Here is a 19714-nt window from a genome sequence, read left to right as displayed (position 1 = left end):
TCAGCGAGAGTTGACGCTTGAACACGCTGGTTGGCAGCCCCGTCAAGGCGGTGGGAGGGACTCCAGCCTGAGGTCCTGTCAGAGCCCGTCACTAGGCTCCAGCACCATGACCAGTGATCTCGGGTTCACCTGCCCGTGCGACGGGGGCCAGCACCCTGAACTGACGATGAACCACACAGCCGGGGCCCGGCTGTGTGGGATCCGGCCTTCGGCGACGCCCGGGACTGCCTGCCCTCTTCCGACCGGTGCGTGGTCCGGGAACAGCACTACTTCGCCCACCTGAAGACGCACGTACACACTCGCCCGGTCGGCGAGCGTTCCTTCCTCGAGCTCGAGCCAGCCGGCCATCCCCTCGCCGTCGAACTGCGCACGGAGATGACTCCGGCCCGCGTGCCGGAAGTGGCGTTCGTGCTCCACTCCGGTGTGGGGAGCCAGCAGTGACGGCTGACGACTCCGCATCACCCGTCCCCGTGGGGACGGGTGGCGAAAGCGTGCGCGTGACGCGAATTCTGAGCGGGTTGCCTACGGTGGCCCGGAAACTGCTGTCGATGACGGACTGGGGTTCCCTCCGACACGCCTACGGTCCCGCCGGGGATGTACCCGTTTCGCTGTGCTCCCTCGTGGACGAGGATCCCGAGGTTCGGTCGGAGGCATTGGCCGCGTTGGACATGGGCGTGCTGCACCAGGGCTCGCTGTACACCGTCACGGCGCCGACGGCGCTGTTCGTCGCCGCGATCCTCGACCACCCCGTTGGCCTCGAGGAGCACGAAGGGCACGTCCCGTGGGACGACGGGCCGCCCCGCAGCCTCCGGGCCGCCCTGCTCGTCTGGCTGGGGCAGGTGGCCGAGTCGGCCGCCTACGGGGAGGATCCGGTGCGGGACCGAACCGACTGGCAGTGGGCGCCCTGGCACGACGAGACGCGACGCGAGCACGACCCGGACGAGCTCGCCGCACTGCACGCGTGCCGGGGCATACGCCCCGCCTTGTACGACGCCGTCGAGCCGTTCCTCTCCTCTCCCGACCCCCACGTCCGTGAGGCCGCGCGCGGCGCCGCAGTCCCACTCCTCTCCGCCCCAGGACTCGCCGACCGGGTACCGCAGGCCGCCGCGCTACTGCGGGCCCACCTGGGCGCCGCAGCGGGGCGACGCGAGCGAGCCGGTGCGGCGCGCGCGCTCAGCCTGTGGGGGATGGACACCTCCGACCTGCTCGCCGACTCCGACCCGGCCGTGCGGGTCTGTGCCGCACTCGGTCCCGCACGCGTCGATCGGCCACGCGCTCTCGCCGTCCTCCTCGACGCCCTGCGGGACCCTCGGACCACGGACGGATGGTTCCCCGAGCCGTTGCCCGGGCTCGACGGGTGGTTCCGGTTCACCGTGCTGCGGTCGGCGCTCGCCATGGCCGCATCGTTCGAGGAGGTGGCACCGGAGGCGATCGGCATCGTGGCCGCCCGCGGCACGTCGCTCGTCGACCACGAACGCGGGCCCATCCTGCTCAGAGCCTTTGCCGGTGGCTACGACCCGAGCCACCCGCTCACCTCCGCCCAACGCGACCTGCTGCGGGCCTTCGTGGACACCGACGAGGTGACCGGCGGCATCGCCGGGAACGGGTTGTGGTTCCGCGCTGCCGGGCTGCCCGAGGACCGGAAGGGCATCGCTGCGTTGCTGTGATCTTCCCCCCGCATCGTTCGCCCGTGGTGCGGAGCGAGGAAGGGCTGGGGTGTACGGCAGAATCATGCTGTGACGTCCATGGGGGTCCTGGCCGAGCTGGAAGCCGGCATGGCAGATCTGTCCACGCCGATGCGGGTGTACGTGGCGGCCGGGCGGTTCACCGAGCCGGAACCCGACCTGCCGGAGCTGGCAGCCAGGATCCGCACGCTGCTGGCCGTAATCGCAGCGGACGATGCCTGGCGGCGCTTCCTGCCCGGGTACTCCCCGCCGTCCGTCCCGGAGATCTGCGCCTCTCTGGAAGCGGTGGAGACGCACGGAGCCGCCTCGTTCCTGGCCCAGGTCGCGACCGTCGACCTGGTCTGGCCGAGCCACCGGCACCTGCCCGTCGAGACCGCCGACCGCGCGGCGTACCGGGTGACGTCCCTGCTCGGACCGGCGGCCAGATGGTGGACCAACCACGACACCGAATGCGGGGCGGTGAACGGACTCACCCCACTGTTCGACAGCCTGCTCGCAGGGACGGACGGTGAGCACTTCACGCTGGCCCTGCAGATCGCCGACGACTGAGAGCCCGCCTGCAGTAGGGCTCGTCACCATCTCTGCGTACGGGCGCGGGGCGCCCCCGCCGACCCAACCTTCAGGGCTTGCTGAGCACCCACTTGGCCGGCGGGCCCCTACAACGCACGTTCACAGGCGACGTGACCGAACGCTACGGATGAGCCCTGAGCGATCCGGTCGCCACGGGTGAGCGCTGTGGGGGCCCGCGGGAGAGCGCCCGACACCGTGTGAAACGCCCCCGCGACGGCCAGGTCGTCTTCTCGGTGCCCTGCGGGGCGATCGCGTGCCTAATTCCCCGACCGGGTGAACCGGGTGAACCGGGTGAACCGGGTTCCGTCGTGGCGATGAGCCTGCGGGCATCCGCAGGTCTACCTCTGTAGGGAGACAAACGATGCATCGGGAGTAAGCCATGGGACTCATCCACATTGAGCTGTTCGCGACCCTCGACCTCGTCGGGCAGGCGCCCGGCGGCCCTGACGAGGACCCGGTGGGGTTCCCGTTCGGCGGCTGGCAGGCGCCTCTGCTGGACGAGGTCGCCGGGGCGCAGGTCGGTGCCGCGTATGAAGGCACGGACGCGCTTCTGCTCGGCCGGCGGACGTACGACATCTTCGCCGCCTACTGGCCTCACCAGGAGGGCGGCGAGGACAGCGAGATCGCCACACTTTTCAACAGCGTCCCGAAGTACGTGGCCTCTCGCGGCAGGCCCGACCTGGCGTGGGCCGGGTCCACGCAGCTCGGCCCGGACCTCGCCGACTCGGTGCGCCAGATCCGTGAGCGGCACGAGCACGTGAAGGTCGTCGGGAGCCTGAACCTCGTCCAGAGCCTCCTACGCGAGAAGCTCTTCGACCGTCTTGACCTCTGGCTGCATCCGATCGTGCTCGGCGTAGGGAAGAAGGTGTTCGACGATGGCGCGGTGCCCACCAACGTCGCGCTCCTCGCACCTCCGGTGGCCAGCCCGAAAGGAACGGTCTACTTGCGCTACGGGCTCGCCGACGGCACTCCCGCCACCGGGGACATGAGCGCACCCGATCGAGGCACCGGAAACGACGGCTGAGGCCCCCCTGGAGCAGGGCGCAGCGCGGCGGTCAGGAGGCACGGCGTCCCATCGCCCTGGCGAGTTCGGCCTCCCTGTGGAGGACCGGGGCCGGGCGGTGTCCTCCCGGCGGAGTCCCGGAGGCAGAGGTGATGACCCCGCGCGCCTCATCGGCGGAGACGAGCGGGCTGTCAGACATGCGACCAGAATCCCAGCCCGGGTAAGTATGATCAAGCGATGTCTGACATGACGGAAACCACGCCCGGCTGGCTCACCACGGACGAACTGGACATGGCCAGGGCCCGGATGCCCGTCCTGTACGTCGAGGCCGTCCCTGTGCGGGTGGACGAGAGCGGCGACGTCACCAGCATCGGGCTCCTCCTCCGGATCGGCACCGACGGAACGATCAACCGCGCTCTCGTGTCCGGCCGCGTCCTGCACCACGAGCGGGTCCGTGACGCTCTGCTGCGCCATTTGGAGAAGGATCTCGGTTCGGTGGCCCTGCCGCGTGTCCCGGCTTCCTTGCAGCCCTTCACCGTTGCCGAATACTTCCCCACCACCGGCGTCACCCCGTTCCACGATCCGCGCCAGCACGCGGTGTCCCTCGCGTACGTCGTGCCGGTGGCCGGCGATTGCCGCCCGCGGCAGGACGCACTGGACCTGGTCTGGTTCAGCCCGCAGGAGGCGGCCTCACCTGCTGTGCAGAACGAGATGCCGGGCGGCCACGGAGTGCTGCTGAAGCAGGCTCTGGCGCACATGGGACACACCTACTGAAGGACGTCGGGGTGACGGGCGCTCAACCCGGGTACGCCCGCCTCAGCCGAAGGGGACCTGCCTGAGATCCGGAGGGCTGTCAGGCACGGCCCCGCTCGTCAGGCGGCTGCGCCGCGCGCCGCCGCCTCCCCTCCCCCGGGCCGCCTGCACCCCGGCTCACTTCAGTACGCCCTCCAGCACCGCCCGGCCGAGCCCCGTCCGATGGTGGAGCACCCGCACGCCCTGACGCTGGGAGAGCAGCAGTCCCGCCTCACGCAGCACGGTGGCGTGCCGACTGGCGGTCGACGGCGCCAGGCGCAGCGCCGCGGCGATGTCCATCGTGGTCATCGGCCGGTCCAGCATCCGGAGGAGTTCGGCACGGGAGGCACCGATGAGCTGCGCCACCGGTGCGTCCCCGCCGGAGCGGCTGCGTTCGAGCCAGCCGGGCGCGGGCGAGAGGGGGTGGACGAGGACCGGCGGCAGTTCCTCGTCGACGAGGGCGAGCGGGGCGCGTACGCAGAAGAAGGCAGGCACGAGCGTCAGCGTCCTGCCCCGCAGGCTCAGTTCACGCTCGACGGGGTACGGGGCGCGCAGCCTCCCCTCCCGGTAGCGCCACCCGGGCAGTTGGTCGTACCCGGTGAGCAGGCCCTCCGCGCCGTGGCTGAGGACGGCTTGGGCGCGTACGGCCCGGTCGGCCGCCGCCTGCGCGCGCATCGCGGTGAGGTAGGGCTCGACGGCGACCTGATGGTAGGCGCGCAGGGCCATTCCAAGGCGGTGCAGCGCTTCGGGGCACCCTTCCGCCAGCGTGCGCAGGCCGGCCGGGACCGGGCCTGCCGAGTGAGCGTGGAGCCGGACGATCTCTGCACGGAGTCGGTGTCGAGGTGTGGAGAGCAGCCGGTCGAGCCCGGTCTCCAGATCCGTGTCCCCGCGGCCGGGCGTGAGGAAATCCGGGAAGTAGGAGCCGTCCGGGCAGAGTCGCGTCAGTGCACGCGTCACGGGGACGAGGCCGGACCGTCTCAGGGCCGCGACCACCTCCCGGCGCCATGTCCCGAATGCGAGCGGCGCTTGGCGGTTCTGCAGGAGGTGCAGACTCAGCGCGGTCTCCCAGAGTGGGTCCACGCCGGACGCGACGCGTAAGCGGGCCAGTTCCTGGCTCGTGAAATCCACCCGTAGCACGCGCACCCCCGGTGGTCACGGGCGCCGGTGACGCCCGTCCGGCGAAACTCTACGCGCATCACAGAAATGACGCATGCATGCCAGAAATCTGGTGCGTCCCGACGCCGGATCGGCCGGAATGTGCGGCGGTCCGACCGGAACTACGCGCCGGCCGGACCACCTACGAGCCACTGCGACGGCTCAGCAGAGCGGGACGCCGGGCAGCTTCGCGTCCGGGTGATCGATGTAGATGTTGCTGATGAAGCCGTTCTGGTCACGCAGCTTGCTCCACCAGTTGTTGCTGTATCCCTCGGCGTTGACGGTGTCGCCCTGCTTCTGGCACAGCACGCGCACAGCCGTCGGACCGGCGAGGGTGGTGACGACGGGCGCGCTGACGCGGGCGTCGGAACGGACATTCACGCCGCTGCCCCACGTGTTGAACGGGAGGCCACTGCCGCCGCAGCCGTTGTCGCTGGTCAGGTACGCCTGGTTGTAGCTGCCGGGGTAGGAGAGGGCGGCGCCGTTGATGACGATGTTCTGGCCCACTCCATTGAGCAGCTGCTCGTAGTGGATGTGTGCCCCTGAGGAATTGCCGGTGCTGCCGGTGACGCCGATCTGCTGCCCTTGGGCGACGGACGCGCCGCTGGGGACGGAGTAGGCGGAGAGGTGGAAGTAGTACGTCTTCCAGCCGCCGCCGTGGTCGATGGCCACGTAGTTGCCGGCACCGCTCGGCTGCGAGTAGCGGGTCGCTGTGCCGGCCGCGGAAGCGAGCACCGGGGTGCCCGCCGTCGCACCGCCGTCGGAGCGCACGAAGTCCAGCGCCCGGCGCACTTCGGCCGAGTGGTGGCTGTACGTCCAGCGCTGGCCGCAGGGGTAGGGCGCCTTGAAGGCGGGAGCGGCCGTCGTACCGGCCTCCCCCGCCTGTGCCGGGGCGACCGACAGTCCGGCCACGGCCATCAAGGCAGCGACGAACAGTGCGGGAAGGCGTCTGAGGAACCTCACGAATGCTCCTAGGTGGGGGAGGCGGCCCGGACGGAGCCGGGCCGAGGCGCGGGGAGACGTCGGGAACGTAGCGAGGGCCCGTACCGCTGACAAGCGTGCGCCGGGCTCCTTCGAGCAGGGACGAATTGCTTGCGCCTCCCGCGCCGCCCCACCACCGTGGCTCCACGCGCCACAGCACCACCGGGCCGTCGGCCCCGGTGCGTCCGTGCCCCGAAGGAGCCCCCGACTCCCATGCCTTCGCTCCGTGCCGCCCGCCGCCCGTCTCTTCTCGGCACCGCTCTCACCACTGCCGGGCTACTGTTCGCGCTGTCCGGTTCCGCCCTGGCCGTACCCGTCGAGTCCGCCGATCCCGCCGCCACCGCCGCTCGCTACGGCCCGCCCCCCGCCGGATCCGTCGCCCTCCCGCTCGCCGGTCCCGCGAGGGGGGATTCCGAAGCCGAGGGGGTAGTGGAGGGAACGGAGGCCCGCACCGTCGTGGACATCCCTGCTGACGTCACGGCGGGCGTCGCGGTGTTCGACCGGGTCACCGGCCGCTTCACCCAGTCCTTCCAGCCGGACCGCGCCTTCCGTTCCGCATCCGTGGTCAAGTTGCTGCTCGCACTGGACTTCCTGTGGAGCCGGGGGCCCGACCACGAGCTGCCGCAGGCGGACCGGGACCGGCTCGAGGCGATGCTGAGCAGGAGTGACGACGACGCCGCGAATCACTACTGGTCCGCGGGTGGCAGCAGCGCCGTGGTCTCGCGAATGGTGCCTCGTCTGGGGCTCACCGGTACGGCCCCTCCACCGGCCGGCTACCCCGGTTACTGGGGTTACACGGCGACCACCGCCGCCGACACCGTCCGCGTCTACCGCTACCTCCTCGACGCGGCACCGGCGCCGGTCCGGGACCTCGTCATGGGGGCTCTGCACCGGTCCGAGAGGTGTGCCGCCGACGGCTTCGACCAGGGGTTCGGGTTGCCTTCCGCGTTCGACGGACCGCGGGCGGTCAAGCAGGGCTGGTCCGGCTTCGCCTCCGGCGGCTGCACCCCCTCCGGGCCTCCGGCTGCCACGCCCGGCAGCGTCGCGGGCGCAGGTCCCCGCACGTCCATCCAGGCAGACGGCGTAGAGGGGGCCGGATCCCCAAGGAGGTTCGCCGGCGATGCGTCTCCCCCCGGGGGTGCCTCCGCCACCGCGGTGGATCTGACGTCCGACGCTCTGCACACCACCGGCACCGTGGGCCCCGACGACCGGACGGTGGTCGCCGTCCTCACCCTGCACCCCGACGGCACCCCGTACGGCACCGCGTACAGCAAGGTCACCGCCCTCACCAGCTCCCTGGACGTCCCCGGAGCCGTCCGCCCCTCCGGCACCCGCTTCACCACCTGGGGCAATGGTGTCCGTGTGCGCGCCTCCGCCACCACCTCCTCCGCCGCCCTCACGACTCTGCCCGCCGGGGTGGACGTCCTCGTCGGGTGCCAGCGGCAGGGCGGGCAGGTCTCGGTCCCGCCCTACGTCAACGACTGGTGGGCGTATCTGCCTCAGTACGGCGGCTGGATCACCAACATCTACATCACCTCCTCCGGCAACACGCTCCCGGGCGTGCCTCGTTGCTCGTAATCGCCTTCCCCACCCCCACAGAAGGAGGCGCGCCATGCGCCGCGACCAGAGACCGAACTCCCCCACCGTCCGCCTCCGCCGAGGGACGGCTGTGGCCGTCTCGCTGCTGGCCGTCGTGGGTCTGACACTCACCGCCGGCCCCGCCGCCGCCCGCGACGCCGGGAACGGCGAAGCCCCGCTCGGGGGCATCAGCTGGCGGGCGGACCTGTCCGCGCCGACGACGGACGCGAGCAACGTCAGCCGTACGGACGACGGTCTGCGCCTGCGCGATGCCGGCCTGGCCCCTGCTTCCTCGCGCTCCCCCCGTGGCCAGGGGACGGTCGTGCTGCCCGTACGCGTACTGGACCGCGCCGTCGACCTCGTCACCCCGGACCTCGAGGCCACCGTCCCTGCCGGAGCCCGGGTCGCCGTGGACGTGCGGGGGCGCGACGGGCTGGGCCGGTGGACGGAATGGCGCGAGGCGCGCGACGACGCCCCGGCCCTGCTCCCCCGGGCCGTCACCCGTGTACAGACCCGGATCACCCTGATCTCCGCGCCGAACGGCGCCGCTCCGACCGTCAGCGCCCTGCGCCTGAGTGCCGAACTCGGCGACACGCCCAGGAAGGCCGAGGCCGCCGAGGCCTTCACGACCAGCGTCTACGCAACCCGGGAGGGCCTGGTCGGCGGCACCACGGCGAATGGGCACGTGATCGTCCCGAACGACCACTTCGTGGCGCTGCCCTCCCGGCGCGGTCTCTCCCCGAAGGGCAGCGGGCAGTACTCGGTGCGTGTCTGCGGACCGGTGCGCTGCGAGACCGCGCCGGTGTGGGACGTCGGCCCGTGGAACACCCGCGACGACTACTGGAATCCGTCGTCCGTCCGCGAAAGCTTCAAGGACCTGCCGCAGGGCAGGCCCGAGGCACAGGCGGCCTACCAGAACGGCTACAACGGCGGGCTGGACGGGTCGGGTCGCCGGGTGCTCAACCCGGCCGGCATTGACCTGGCCGACGGAACGTTCTACAACGTCGGCCTGAACGACAACGGCTGGGTCACCGTCACCTATCTGTGGACCGGCACCGGTGCTCCGACCACGTCGTTCCCGACCTGGGGCACCGCCGTCAACATCCGCCAGCAGCCCACCGGCGCGTCGACCCGCGTCGCCCAGCTCCCGGGCCCCACGACCGTGCGCGTGCAGTGCCAGGTACACGGCCAGCTCGTCGAGGCAGACGGTCACAGCAACGACGCGTGGTCCTACCTCCCGGACTACGGCGGATACATCTCCAACATATTCATCGACGTGGCCGACAGTTGGCTGCCCGGCGTTCCGAACTGCTGATCCGCCCGGCCGGATCCCACGGGCCCGCGTGTACCTGTGCGGGCCCGTGAAGGCGCGTGCGCGGCTCGGGGATCGCCGCGGCCCATGGCGCGGAGCCGTTCGACGTCTGGTCTCGGACGCACTCCTCCGATGGGGAAGACTGAGTTCATGAGAGACATCGTTTTCGCGCGCAAGAGCGGCTGGATCCCGAACGTGATCCGCGAGGACGGCGGGCTGAAGCTGGTGCTCGGCGCCGGGGCCGACGCAAACCACGAGCCCCGCACGTTCAGGTTCCCGATCGGGGAAGCCCATCTTGCGGTGATCCGGAAGGATCTGGCCAGACATCTGCTGCTGTGGAGTGCGGTCCTTCCGCTGTGCGACGCCGCCGGAACCCGGGGCCCGCTCGATGAGAACGCTGCCGTCGCGCTCCTGGACCCGATCCTCCTCCTGCCGCCAGCAGACGTCGACGCGCTCTTCCAGCGCATCCGGTGGGACAGGGGCCGGCTCATCGCCCATGGAGCTGACATCGATCTGCTCGAGCGCGGTCAGGTCTACGCGGCGATGCGCGCGGCGACAGAGACGCCCAACGGGAAACGAGCTCAGGAGTACCACGCGGACCGACGTCGCGCCGAGCGCGGAATAGTACTCGGTCCACTCGACGCCGCGGTTCTGAGGTACACGGGCCAGTACCTGCACGGCTCAACGATTCCGGGGCGGACGCCCGATGCTGTCGATGCCGCGCTGCTGCCCGAGGTCATGCGTGTGATCGCCACCGCGGAGCAGGCGTGTACCGGGATGCGCATAGGCCTCGATCCGCGACGCGGAAAACGCGCCACGGACAAGCGCGACTGGGATCGGATGGCGACCGCGGTCGACGCGGCCGTGCGCCGGGCACACCCTGAGCTCGTCGATGACGTGGTGCGTACCGTGAGCTTCCTGATGTGCTCGGAGGCCGTGGACCGCTCCAGGAGCACGCCCATGGAGGATCACGAGGAAGCTGCCGGCGACCGCGCCGACTCCGGCGGGAGTGCGAGAAAGACGATCCTGTCGTTCACCGACGACAAGGGCGTCGAGAAGAAGTGGAGCGCTGACAATCCCCGCACTGCCACTGCGGAATTCTGGGAGTTCGTCGGCGATCGTTCTGCCTCGGACAACGAAGTGTTCACCATCGAGGACGAGGAGATGGGTGAAGGGATCCAGCTCCACTTCTACGCGGATTCCATCGCCCGGGTCACGACGGTGCACGAGGGTGAAGGCGGCGGGTCGGATCCGGAATACCGGGTCGAGTACAGCCTGGTCGACGGGATCGGCGGGTACCGGCACCTGGTGAGCACCTTCGTCCGCGGCGGCTGCGCCGCACTCGAACAGCACGGCCCTTGGATACCGGATGCCGCTGAGTTCGAGCGCGCGCGCCGGCGGCGCGACGCCGAGTAGTCCCAGCGGGAGCCCGCGCACGCGCCGTCGGAAAGAGCTGCGAAAGAGCGGGCACCGAGGCTACGCCCGGGTGTGCGCGCCAGCGTGCGTCGGCCCCGCGGCGCCCCTCAGGTGCACAGGCCCGGACTGCGACAAGGCCAAGCCGTACCGCTAGTGGGTGCACTACGACGACACGCTCTCGCCGAACTCCACAGGCGAGCGGATCACCATGGTCGAGGGCTCCCGCTCCTTCACGGTTCCGCTCGACGCCGACACGTCGATGGAGCGACTCTGCGCCCTCGCCCAGCGGGGACCGACCGAGGGCGAAAGGGAACGGGCCGGCGAGAGCGACGAGTTCGACCACACGTGCCGGTCCGGGTCGTGATGCCGCAGTGCGCTCTCGCGGCGCTCATCCCGCCCACGGGCACCGGCTGAGGTTCCAGTAGCGTCCGTTCCATGATCGCCCTCGATGCCCTCGTCCGCCTCTGCAACCCGCCCGCCGAACCGCCGCCCGCGGTGGACTGGGCGCAGGCCGAGCGCGCCTTGGGTGCGGCGCTGCCCACCGACTACAAGCAATTGGTCGAGGCGTACGGGGACGGCGTCTTCGACGACACGATCTGGCTGCTCGTCCCCGGCTCCGCCTACGACGACTGCGATTTGCACGCGCGGACGTCGGAACGTGACGAGGTCTTGGCCGGCCTGTGGGAGTTCGAGGCGAAGCCTCCCGGTCTGCTGGAGGCTGGGGCGCGGGTCCTGCCGTGGGCATGGGAGGAGGGCACAGGGGCGTTCCTGTACTGGCTGGCGAGGCCCGGTCAGCATCCCGACGAGTGGACCGTGCTCTACAACGAGGGGCGCGGGCCGCTGTGGGAGCACCACGACATGGGGTGCTCGGCCTTCCTGCTGGCCGTGCTCACAGGAACGGCGGACACGGAGTACTTCGACTGTCTCCACGACGTGCTGAAGCCGACGGAGCACCGCTTCGCGACGGCCGACCGGACGATCGGAGCATCCCGGCTCTGACGCGCGCGCCGGTCGAGCCGACGCCGGCCCAGGCCTGCAAGATCGCGCAGGGACGTCTTCGACCGGTAAACCGGGCGAACCCAAGGAGAATGGCAGGCGAATGGACGAGGACACATCCCGGGCAGCGGCAGACCTTCCCGTGCGGCTGCTGCTCGTCTCGGACACCCATGTGCCCCTGCGCGCCAAGCGGCTCCCCGATGAGCTGCTGCGCGAAACGGACCGGGCGGACGTCGTCGTCCACGCCGGGGACTGGGTCGACGTGGCCACCCTGGACCTGCTGGAAGGGCGCACGCGACGCCTGGTCGGGGTATACGGCAACAACGACGGCCCGGACCTGCGCGCCCGGTTGCCGGAGGTTGCCCGCGTCCGGCTGGGTGGCCTGCGGTTCGGCGTCGTCCACGAGACAGGGGCCGCCCCCGGGCGGGAGGCGCGCTGCGCCGCCCAGTACCCGGACTTGGACGTCCTGGTTTTCGGCCACAGTCACATCCCCTGGGACACCGAAGCGCCGGGCGGGCTGCGCCTGCTGAACCCGGGGTCGCCGACGGACCGCAGACGGCAGCCGTACTGCACATTCATGACATGCACGGTTGCGGACGGAGTGCTCGACGAGGTCGTCCTTCGCCGCCTGCCGAGGCGCTGACCCCTCCCCCTGGACGGGCGGGCCGAGGCCCGGAGACGTCCTGACGAACTCGGCGAGCAGTGCCGCGCCGACAGAGGTCGGTGGTTCGGTTCTGGCAACCGGCGGCGCGAAGGAACTGGTCGGCGCCTCGGTCGCGGCTGTGGCCCTGTTGATCACGATCGCGGCCTTTACGCAAGCGCACCTTCGTGATCAGCTTCGCCACGTCATGTACAGGCGGCCTCTGGGGAGGGGCCGCGGGGAAGGGGGAAGCGCCCCGATGCGCGTCGCAACAGAAGAAACGTCTCAGTCCTGCCCGGAGTGCGGGACAGAGATTCACGCCGACCCTCGATTCACCACGTGGTGCACGGAGTGCGACTGGAATGTCGATCCGGAGGCGCCGGAGGAGAACACGGGACGATCCGGCAGGGTGCCAAGGTCCACGGCACACCGAGACGCAGAAGGGCTTATCGGCGGAGTGGGCGAGAGTGAGCCGGCGCACGGCGGAGGGAGCCTGCCCCTGGGGTGCGCCTATGCGATCGCAGTCGCCGTACATGCCGTGACGTTGGCCCTGATCGCACTTGCGGTCTGGTGCATCGTCCGTGGCTGGGGCGGCTTGGGTGTCTTGCTGGGCATCGTGTTCCTGATTCTCGCGTGGACCCTCAGACCCCGGTTGGCCCGACCGCCCGAGGAAGGGCATACGTTCCGCCGCGAGGACGCCCCCGCGCTGCACAGCTTGATCGACGAGGTCGCCGAGGTGGCTGGAACGCGCGGCGTGGACGTGATCGTGGTCGACACGGACATCAATGCAAGCGTGATGACCTGTGGGCTACGCGGTCAGCGCGTCCTGACGCTCGGGCTTCCCCTGTGGGAGATGCTCAGGCCCCAGCAGCGGGTCGCCTTGCTGGGGCACGAGCTCGGCCATTACAGCAACGGCGACACCCGCCGTGGTTTCATCATCGCGACCGCGTACCGTTCACTGCTCACCTGGCGGTACTTCCTGGCGCCGACGGCCGACCCGGCCCCAGCCGAGATTGCCGTCAACCTGGTCTACCTCGTGCCGCGCTCACTGATCCGGGGTGTGCTGCTGATACTCGACCGGCTGACCTCCAGCGTCGCTCGGCGCGGCGAGTATGTGGCCGACTCGTTCGCGAGCCGGGCCGGTTCGACCGATGCGGCGGTGGAACTCATGGACAGACTCCTGATCGCGGAGTCGGCAGCCACGACGTTGCGGCGCGAGGCGAACAAGCCGCGTGGCGGGCGCCGTGATCCCGGCCAGGCCGAAGAGGGGGCGGAGAGGCTGTGGGAGATCCTCGCCGGCGATGTGGAATCGATCCCGGAACGCGAGTACGAACGCAGGAGGCGGGTCGGCGCGGCGAGGGAACACCGTGTCGATTCGAGCCATCCGCCCACCTACCTTCGTCGCGAACGCTTGCTCGCCTGCCCATCTGCCCCGGCGGCCGTGGTCATGAGTGACGATCACGAGAGGCGGATCTCCGACGAGCTTGCCGTGGTGCGTCGTCGCCTTGCTGAGGAACTCATCCGGAACGGCTTCGACGGTTGACGTCATGACCGGCGAGGGCAAGCCTTCCCGGCGTGCTGTGCACGCTTCCTCCCGGTGATCGGTCGGGGATGAGATGCTCTCCGCTTACCGGGCCCAGCCTCTGATCGGCGCTTATCCCGCCCACCCCTCGCTGACCTTCCCGGCGACACCATCCTCGTCAGGCTCCACTGCCACGCCTGACGTCACCTACGGGCGCATGGGTCACGGAATGCGAGCCGAAACCCGAACCAGCCGCGCCTTCGTCGGCCCCGGTCCCGCGTCGCGCTCTGACCGGGCGTGTCCCACCCGGCACGCCCTGGGTGTGGCCGGGCATTCTCGGCAGCGGGGGTCGGCCACTGTTCCGTACCCTGGGGGCATGCGTATGCGCCCCACTCTGAGCTGGACCCCTGCCCAGGACCTCCCGCCGGGCACCACGGATCTGGCGCCGGTCACCGATGCGCTGAGCAGTGGCGGCGTGCTGGTGCTCAGCGGGGCGGGCATCTCGACGGAGTCGGGCATTCCTGACTACCGCGGCGAGGGCGGGAGCCTGAGCCGGCACACCCCGATGACCTACCAGGACTTCACCGCCAGTGCCCAGGCCCGACGCCGGTACTGGGCGCGCAGCCACCTCGGCTGGCGGACGTTCGGCCGCGCCCGCCCCAACGCCGGGCACCGGGCCGTGGCCGCTTTCGGGCGGCACGGCCGGCTCTCGGGTGTGATCACCCAGAACGTCGACAGCCTGCACCAGGCCGCCGGCAGCGAGGGCGTGGTGGATCTCCACGGAAGCCTGGACCGGGTGGTCTGCCTCTCCTGCGGCACCTTCAGTCCGCGCCGCGAACTCGCCCAGCGGCTCGAGGCGGCCAATGCCGGGTTCAGGCCGGTGGCCTCCACGATCAACCCGGACGGTGACGCCGACCTCACCGACGAGCAGGTCGGGGACTTCCGCGTGGTGCCCTGCACGGTCTGCGGCGGCATCCTCAAGCCGGACGTGGTGTTCTTCGGCGAATCCGTTCCCCTTCCGCGGGTTGAGCACTGCCGCGAATTGGTCCGGGAGGCGGCCTCGCTGCTGGTCCTCGGCTCCTCACTGACAGTGATGTCCGGGCTTCGGTTCGTCCGCCTGGCGGCTCAGTCCGGGAAGCCGGTGCTGATCGTCAACCAGGACGCGACCCGGGGTGACTCTCTCGCCGTGACCCGCATCGCCCTCCCGCTGGGAACGGCCCTCACCACTGTCGCAGCCCGGCTGGGCATCCCCGTCGACGAGGAGTCGGCAGGGCCTGTGTGAGGCGGGGGCGGCCGCATGGCGCTTCTGCGCCCCACTCCCCCGGGGGTGAGATCTCGCTTACTTTACTGTGCCGAAACCTCTGAAATACCTCAGATTTGTTTTCGCCAGGTGCTGCGCACTGCCAGAATCACAGGGTTCCTGATCATGCGCCTTCGAGCCATCGCCGGGTCCTTCCCCCACGGGCCCGGCCGGGATCGGCCATCTTCCCCTCACAAAGGCGAACCCCTTCCATGAGCGACGGCAGCATCGCAGCAGCCGGTCAGCCCGCCACCGAGACACCGGCGAGCTCCCCCCACGTGGACGCCGGCGACGCCGGTTACAGCAAGGACCTCAAATCCCGCCACATCAACATGATCGCCATCGGCGGAGCGATCGGCACCGGGCTCTTCCTGGGTGCGGGAGGGCGTCTCGCCGATGCCGGCCCCTCGCTCGCCATCGCCTACGCCGTCTGCGGTGTCTTCGCGTTCTTCGTCGTACGCGCGCTGGGTGAGCTGATCCTCTACCGCCCGTCGTCCGGCGCCTTCGTCTCCTACGCCCGTGAGTTCATGGGCGAGAAGGGCGCCTTCGCGGCCGGCTGGCTGTACTTCCTCAACTGGTCCACCACCGCGATCGCGGACATCACCGCGGCGGCGACGTACGCCCACTTCTGGGGCATGTTCAGTGACGTCCCGCAGTGGATCCTCGCCTTGACCGCCCTCGCCGTGGTACTCGCGGCCAACCTCATCTCGGTGAAGTACTTCGGCGAGATGGAGTTCTGGTTCGCGATCATCAAGGTGGCGGCCCTGGTCGCCTTCATGCTGATCGGCATCTTCCTCGTCGTCACCCAGCATCCGGTGGACGGCCACACCCCGGGCCTGTCCACCGTCTCGGACACCGGCGTCTTCCCTGTCGGCACGCTGCCGATGCTTCTCGTGATCCAGGGCGTCGTCTTCGCCTACGCGTCCGTCGAGCTGTGCGGTGTCGCCGCCGGTGAGACCGAGAATCCCGAGAAGATCATGCCCCGTGCGATCAACTCCATCATGTGGCGGGTCGGACTGTTCTACGTCGGCTCGGTGGTGCTGCTCGCGCTGCTGCTGCCCTACACCGCCTACTCCGGGGACCAGAGCCCGTTCGTCACCGTGATGGACAAGCTCGGCGTTCCGGGTGCGGCCGGTGTGATGAACCTGGTCGTACTGACCGCCGCCCTGTCCAGCCTGAACTCCGGCCTCTACTCCACCGGCCGCATCCTGCGCTCCATGGCGCTGTCAGGTTCCGCCCCCCGCTTCACCGGCCTGATGAACAAGGGGCAGGTCCCCTACGGAGGCATTCTGCTGACGGCGGGGTTCGGGGTGCTGGGCGTCGGGCTGAACTACGTGGTGCCCGGCCAGGCTTTCGAGATCGTGCTGAACTTCGCGTCCATCGGGATCCTCGGGACGTGGGGCATGATCATGCTCTGTTCCCTGGTGTTCTGGCACCGCTCGCAGGACGGCCGGGTCACGAGGCCCGCCTACCGCCTGCCGTGGGCCCCGTACACCCAGATCGTCACCCTGCTGTTCCTCTGCTGCGTGGCCTTCCTGATGTGGTGGGGCGGCGGGGTCGGCCGTACGACCGTGATGTTCCTGCCGCTGATCGCGGCGGCGCTGGTCGGCGGCTGGTTCGTCGTCCGCGGCCGGGTGCGCGAGATGGCACGGGCCGGGCAGGACGCCTGAGCCCTTATCGCGCCGGCCGGGCTGTTCCTGCGCCCGGCTGAACGCTGAGTGTGGCCCCTGCCTCCGGGTGGGGGCCACACGCCGTTCGGGCGTCCGGGGCCGGTGCGGCGAAGGGGTACGCGGCCCTTGCCTGTCGGGGCGCTAGCGTGTGGCGAGCCGCTCCAGCAGGGCGGCGCTCCGTGCCAGCAACGCCCGCTCCTCTTCCGTGAGCTCGGCCTCGATGGCCTGCGCGAGCCAACCGGCCCTGCGGCCGCGCTCTGCTTCCAGTGCGGCCCGGCCCGCGTCCGACAGCTCGACCAGCGACTTGCGGCCGTCCGTGGGGTGCGCCCGGCGCGTGATCAGCTTCTGCTCCATCAGCAGCCCCACCGCCCGCGCCATCGACTGGGGTCGTACGCGCTGGTCGGCGGCGAGATCGCTGGTGGTCATAGCCCCGTCGCGGTCGAGTACGCCGAGCACGGCGACCTGGCCCAGCGGGATGCGGTCCTCGTGTTTGACGCGTCGGGTGAGCTTGCCCATCGCCGTGCGCAGTTCGGCGGCGATGGCGGCGGCTTCCGAGGTGGGCATAGGGCACTCTACCCCGCTGGTCAGCGTCGCTGTGCGGCTGATCTGCACAGCAAAGCTGTACAGCCAAACTGAGCAGCATTGCTGTAGAGTTTGGCGTTGTCGGGCTCAGCGCCAGCGTTGTCGCAGCCGGGCCACGGCACATGACAACGGGAAGGAACTCCCATGTCCGCAAAAACAGCCGAACCCGCCGGAAACACCGACGCCACCGTCGAGACCGTCACCGCGCGCCGGATCATCGACAGCCGGGGCAACCCCACGGTCGAGGTCGACGTCGTCCTGGCGGACGGCTCCCTGGGGCGGGCGGCTGTCCCCTCCGGCGCCTCCACCGGTACTCGGGAGGCCGTGGAACTGCGCGACGGGGACCCCGCGCGCTGGCACGGCAAGGGTGTCGACCGGGCGGTGTCCCACGTCAACGGGGAGATCGCGGCGGCGGTGCGCGGCCGGGACGGGGCGGACCAGGCGGGTCTCGACGCCGCGCTGGTCGCCCTCGACGGCACCGCCACGAAGTCCCGGCTCGGCGCCAACGCGATCCTCGGCGTCTCCCTCGCCGCCGCAAAGGCCGCTGCGGCGGCCCACCGCCTACCCCTCTACCGCTACCTCGGCGGCGCCGGCGCCCACCTCCTGCCGCTGCCGATGATGAACATCGTCAACGGCGGCGCCCACGCCGACAATCCGCTGGATTTCCAGGAGTTCATGATCGCCCCCGTGGGCGCGGACACCTTCGCCGAGGCTGTCCGGATGGGCAGCGAGGTCTTCCACACCCTGCGCCGCGACCTGCTGGCCGCCGGACACTCCACGGCCGTGGGCGACGAGGGTGGCTTCGCACCCGCGCTGCGCACCGCCGAGGAGGCGCTCGATTTCGTGATGGCCGCCATCGAGCGCACCGGCTACCGCCCCGGCACGGACATCGGCCTGCTCATGGACCCGGCGTCGTCGGAGTTCTTCCGTGACGGCGTGTACGACTACGCGGGCGAGGGGGTGTGCCGCACACCCTCCGAGAACGCCGACTACCTGGCCAAGCTCATCGACGCCTACCCGGTCGTCTCCATCGAGGACCCGATGGCGGAGAACGATCTGGACGGCTGGCGCGAGCTGACCGCCCTCGTGGGCGACCGCTGCCAGCTCGTCGGCGACGACGTGTTCTGCACCAACGAGACGTTGCTGCGCGAGGGCACCCGCACCGGCGTCGGCAACTCGGTCCTGGTCAAGGTCAATCAGATCGGGACGCTGACAGAGGCGCTGGCCGCGGTGACCACGGCCCACCAGGCGGGCTGGACTGCTGTCATGTCACATCGCTCGGGTGAGACGGAGGACACCACCATCGCGGATCTGGCGGTGGCGACCGGATGCGGTCAGATCAAGACCGGCTCACTCTCCCGCTCCGACCGCACGGCGAAGTACAACCAACTCATCCGGATCGAAGAGGAGCTGGGCGACTCGGCGCACTACGCGGGCGGCTCCGCACTGCGTCGGGCGTGATCAGCGGACAGAGGTAGAGGCACGCGGGCCCCCGAGCACGGTCCCCGGTTTTGTGCGTGCCGCGCAATATGCGCGGCACGCACTTCTCGTTACGGGGGTCGGCTTCCCCGGTGTGGCCGACGACGACTTCGTCAACCGGTCCGCGCACGTGTCCGCGACGGACGGGCACCTTGACGCGGACGGCCGTCTGATCGTCCCCGGCTACGGCACCCCGCCGCACCTGCTGTACGTGCGCACGGAGCGCGGCATCGGGTGGGGGCTGCTGCCCGGCCGCGCGCCCGTACTTCACACCACGGAAAGCGGCTCGCCGGTCGAGCACGGCACACCCATGTCCTTCGAGTAGACGCCGGCGAGCGCGGAGCGAGTGCTGGGCGCGCGTGTCCCGGTAGGTGCCCCCGGAGGGTGACGGGCCGCATCTGCTCCGCCGCCTCGTCGGCGGGAACACGCGCGAGGCCGCTCGGGCCGGACCTCAACCGGACGACTTGTCCCAGGACCGCACGCCGAACCACTGTTCGGCGCCGTACTCCTCGAAGCGCTCCACCTCGGTGAACCCCAGCTTGGCCGCGAGGCGCATCGAGCGGTCGTTGGCGGTCTGGGTGCAGAGCACCACCGGCTCGCCGGGGCGTACGTCGGCGAGCCAGTCGAGTGCGGCTGCGCACGCCTCGACGGCGTACCCGCGGCCCCACGCCTGCGGCAGGAAGGTGTAGCCGAGTTCGGCTTCCCCGGCATCCGGGCGGACGTGCCCCGGGCGTTCGGCTTCGCGCCTGTCGAGCGCGACCATCCCGATCATCGCTCCGTCGAGGTCGACCACGAAGAGGCCGGGGCGCTGCCCGGGCACCTCAGGCACCGCGCGTTCGAGCTCTTCGCGCGGTCGTGGGCCACCGAGGTAGGTGCGCACCTCCGGCGAGGAGAACAGCTCGATGAACGCCGCACGGTCCCGGGCCTCGGACTCGCGGAGCACAAGCCGTGCGGTCCTTATAGGGGTGGGTGGCCAGGCCACGGGTCCGAGTCCAGTCATGGCGGGCAACCTATCGCACGCCTTGTGGGCGTG

The 19714-nt window shown here is 70.5% G+C and carries 21 protein-coding genes; 16 read left to right on the top strand and 5 right to left on the bottom strand.

Going from position 1 to position 19714, the window contains the following annotated elements:
- Positions 1-192 precede the first annotated feature (192 nt).
- The 4 genes from OG379_RS37860 to OG379_RS37845 all read left to right on the top strand — a co-directional run bounded on the left by OG379_RS37860 (position 193) and on the right by OG379_RS37845 (position 3279).
- Positions 193-441 carry a hypothetical protein gene (locus OG379_RS37860; RefSeq protein ID WP_405667849.1) on the top strand — a complete coding sequence of 83 codons (249 nt, stop codon included), beginning with the start codon at positions 193-195 and terminating at the stop codon, positions 439-441.
- Between the two features lie 212 nt (positions 442-653).
- On the top strand, positions 654-1667 hold the full coding sequence (locus OG379_RS37855; RefSeq protein WP_405667847.1) for a hypothetical protein: 1014 nt from the start codon (positions 654-656) through the stop codon (positions 1665-1667).
- Positions 1668-1745: 78 nt separating this feature from the next.
- On the top strand, positions 1746-2234 hold the full coding sequence (locus OG379_RS37850; protein ID WP_405668805.1) for a hypothetical protein: 489 nt from the start codon (positions 1746-1748) through the stop codon (positions 2232-2234).
- A gap of 400 nt (positions 2235-2634) precedes the next feature.
- Entirely contained in the window at positions 2635-3279 is a 645-nt protein-coding gene (locus OG379_RS37845) for a dihydrofolate reductase family protein (protein ID WP_405667845.1), read from the top strand.
- A gap of 31 nt (positions 3280-3310) precedes the next feature.
- Here OG379_RS37845 and OG379_RS37840 read toward each other — a convergent pair whose 3' ends face one another.
- Positions 3311-3457 (bottom strand): hypothetical protein, encoded by a 147-nt coding sequence (locus tag OG379_RS37840; RefSeq protein WP_405667843.1) that lies wholly within the window; start codon positions 3455-3457, stop codon positions 3311-3313.
- A gap of 38 nt (positions 3458-3495) precedes the next feature.
- Between OG379_RS37840 and OG379_RS37835 the strand changes: the two genes are divergently transcribed.
- Entirely contained in the window at positions 3496-4032 is a 537-nt protein-coding gene (locus tag OG379_RS37835) for an NUDIX hydrolase family protein (RefSeq protein WP_393760009.1), read from the top strand.
- Between the two features lie 156 nt (positions 4033-4188).
- Here OG379_RS37835 and OG379_RS37830 read toward each other — a convergent pair whose 3' ends face one another.
- Together OG379_RS37830 and OG379_RS37825 are read right to left on the bottom strand one after the other, a co-directional pair.
- Positions 4189-5178, bottom strand: a complete 990-nt coding sequence (locus OG379_RS37830) for an ArsR/SmtB family transcription factor (protein WP_405667840.1) — start codon at positions 5176-5178, stop codon at positions 4189-4191.
- A gap of 189 nt (positions 5179-5367) precedes the next feature.
- The gene (locus OG379_RS37825) at positions 5368-6168 is read right to left on the bottom strand and encodes a peptidoglycan DD-metalloendopeptidase family protein (RefSeq protein ID WP_405667838.1); all 801 of its coding nucleotides are present in this window, start codon (positions 6166-6168) and stop codon (positions 5368-5370) included.
- A gap of 231 nt (positions 6169-6399) precedes the next feature.
- Here OG379_RS37825 and OG379_RS37820 point away from each other — a divergent pair, with 231 nt between their 5' ends.
- The 9 genes from OG379_RS37820 to OG379_RS37780 all read left to right on the top strand — a co-directional run bounded on the left by OG379_RS37820 (position 6400) and on the right by OG379_RS37780 (position 16620).
- Positions 6400-7764 carry a hypothetical protein gene (locus tag OG379_RS37820; protein ID WP_405667836.1) on the top strand — a complete coding sequence of 455 codons (1365 nt, stop codon included), beginning with the start codon at positions 6400-6402 and terminating at the stop codon, positions 7762-7764.
- A 34-nt stretch (positions 7765-7798) separates the two neighbouring features.
- Positions 7799-9079, top strand: a complete 1281-nt coding sequence (locus OG379_RS37815) for a hypothetical protein (RefSeq protein WP_405667834.1) — start codon at positions 7799-7801, stop codon at positions 9077-9079.
- Positions 9080-9226: 147 nt separating this feature from the next.
- Positions 9227-10492, top strand: a complete 1266-nt coding sequence (locus OG379_RS37810; protein ID WP_405668803.1) for a DUF6357 family protein — start codon at positions 9227-9229, stop codon at positions 10490-10492.
- A gap of 157 nt (positions 10493-10649) precedes the next feature.
- The gene (locus OG379_RS37805) at positions 10650-10856 is read left to right on the top strand and encodes a hypothetical protein (RefSeq protein ID WP_405667832.1); all 207 of its coding nucleotides are present in this window, start codon (positions 10650-10652) and stop codon (positions 10854-10856) included.
- Positions 10857-10927: 71 nt separating this feature from the next.
- A complete protein-coding gene (locus tag OG379_RS37800) occupies positions 10928-11491 on the top strand; it encodes a hypothetical protein (RefSeq protein WP_405667830.1) in 564 nt (187 codons plus the stop codon).
- Between the two features lie 139 nt (positions 11492-11630).
- Entirely contained in the window at positions 11631-12131 is a 501-nt protein-coding gene (locus OG379_RS37795) for a metallophosphoesterase family protein (protein WP_405668801.1), read from the top strand.
- Between the two features lie 535 nt (positions 12132-12666).
- Positions 12667-13671 carry a M48 family metalloprotease gene (locus tag OG379_RS37790; RefSeq protein WP_405667828.1) on the top strand — a complete coding sequence of 335 codons (1005 nt, stop codon included), beginning with the start codon at positions 12667-12669 and terminating at the stop codon, positions 13669-13671.
- A gap of 355 nt (positions 13672-14026) precedes the next feature.
- On the top strand, positions 14027-14932 hold the full coding sequence (locus tag OG379_RS37785; RefSeq protein ID WP_405667827.1) for an NAD-dependent protein deacetylase: 906 nt from the start codon (positions 14027-14029) through the stop codon (positions 14930-14932).
- 230 nt (positions 14933-15162) lie between these two features.
- Positions 15163-16620: an amino acid permease gene (locus OG379_RS37780; protein ID WP_393760029.1), complete on the top strand. Its 1458-nt coding sequence runs from the start codon at positions 15163-15165 to the stop codon at positions 16618-16620.
- Between the two features lie 141 nt (positions 16621-16761).
- Here the strand turns inward: OG379_RS37780 and OG379_RS37775 are convergent, their stop codons facing one another.
- Entirely contained in the window at positions 16762-17184 is a 423-nt protein-coding gene (locus tag OG379_RS37775) for a MarR family transcriptional regulator (protein ID WP_362934410.1), read from the bottom strand.
- A gap of 162 nt (positions 17185-17346) precedes the next feature.
- Between OG379_RS37775 and eno the strand changes: the two genes are divergently transcribed.
- Positions 17347-18663 carry a phosphopyruvate hydratase gene (eno, locus tag OG379_RS37770; RefSeq protein ID WP_405667826.1) on the top strand — a complete coding sequence of 439 codons (1317 nt, stop codon included), beginning with the start codon at positions 17347-17349 and terminating at the stop codon, positions 18661-18663.
- 112 nt (positions 18664-18775) lie between these two features.
- Positions 18776-19006, top strand: coding sequence for a hypothetical protein (locus tag OG379_RS37765; RefSeq protein WP_405667825.1), 231 nt, complete (start codon positions 18776-18778; stop codon positions 19004-19006).
- A 126-nt stretch (positions 19007-19132) separates the two neighbouring features.
- Here the strand turns inward: OG379_RS37765 and OG379_RS37760 are convergent, their stop codons facing one another.
- Positions 19133-19681: a GNAT family N-acetyltransferase gene (locus OG379_RS37760; RefSeq protein WP_405667824.1), complete on the bottom strand. Its 549-nt coding sequence runs from the start codon at positions 19679-19681 to the stop codon at positions 19133-19135.
- Between the last annotated feature and the right edge of the window lie 33 nt (positions 19682-19714).

The sequence above is a fragment of the Streptomyces sp. NBC_01166 genome (genome assembly GCF_045039765.1).
GTDB lineage: Bacteria > Actinomycetota > Actinomycetes > Streptomycetales > Streptomycetaceae > Streptomyces.
Note: the sequence above shows the minus strand (reverse complement) of the source record. Positions and strands in the feature narration are given on the sequence as shown.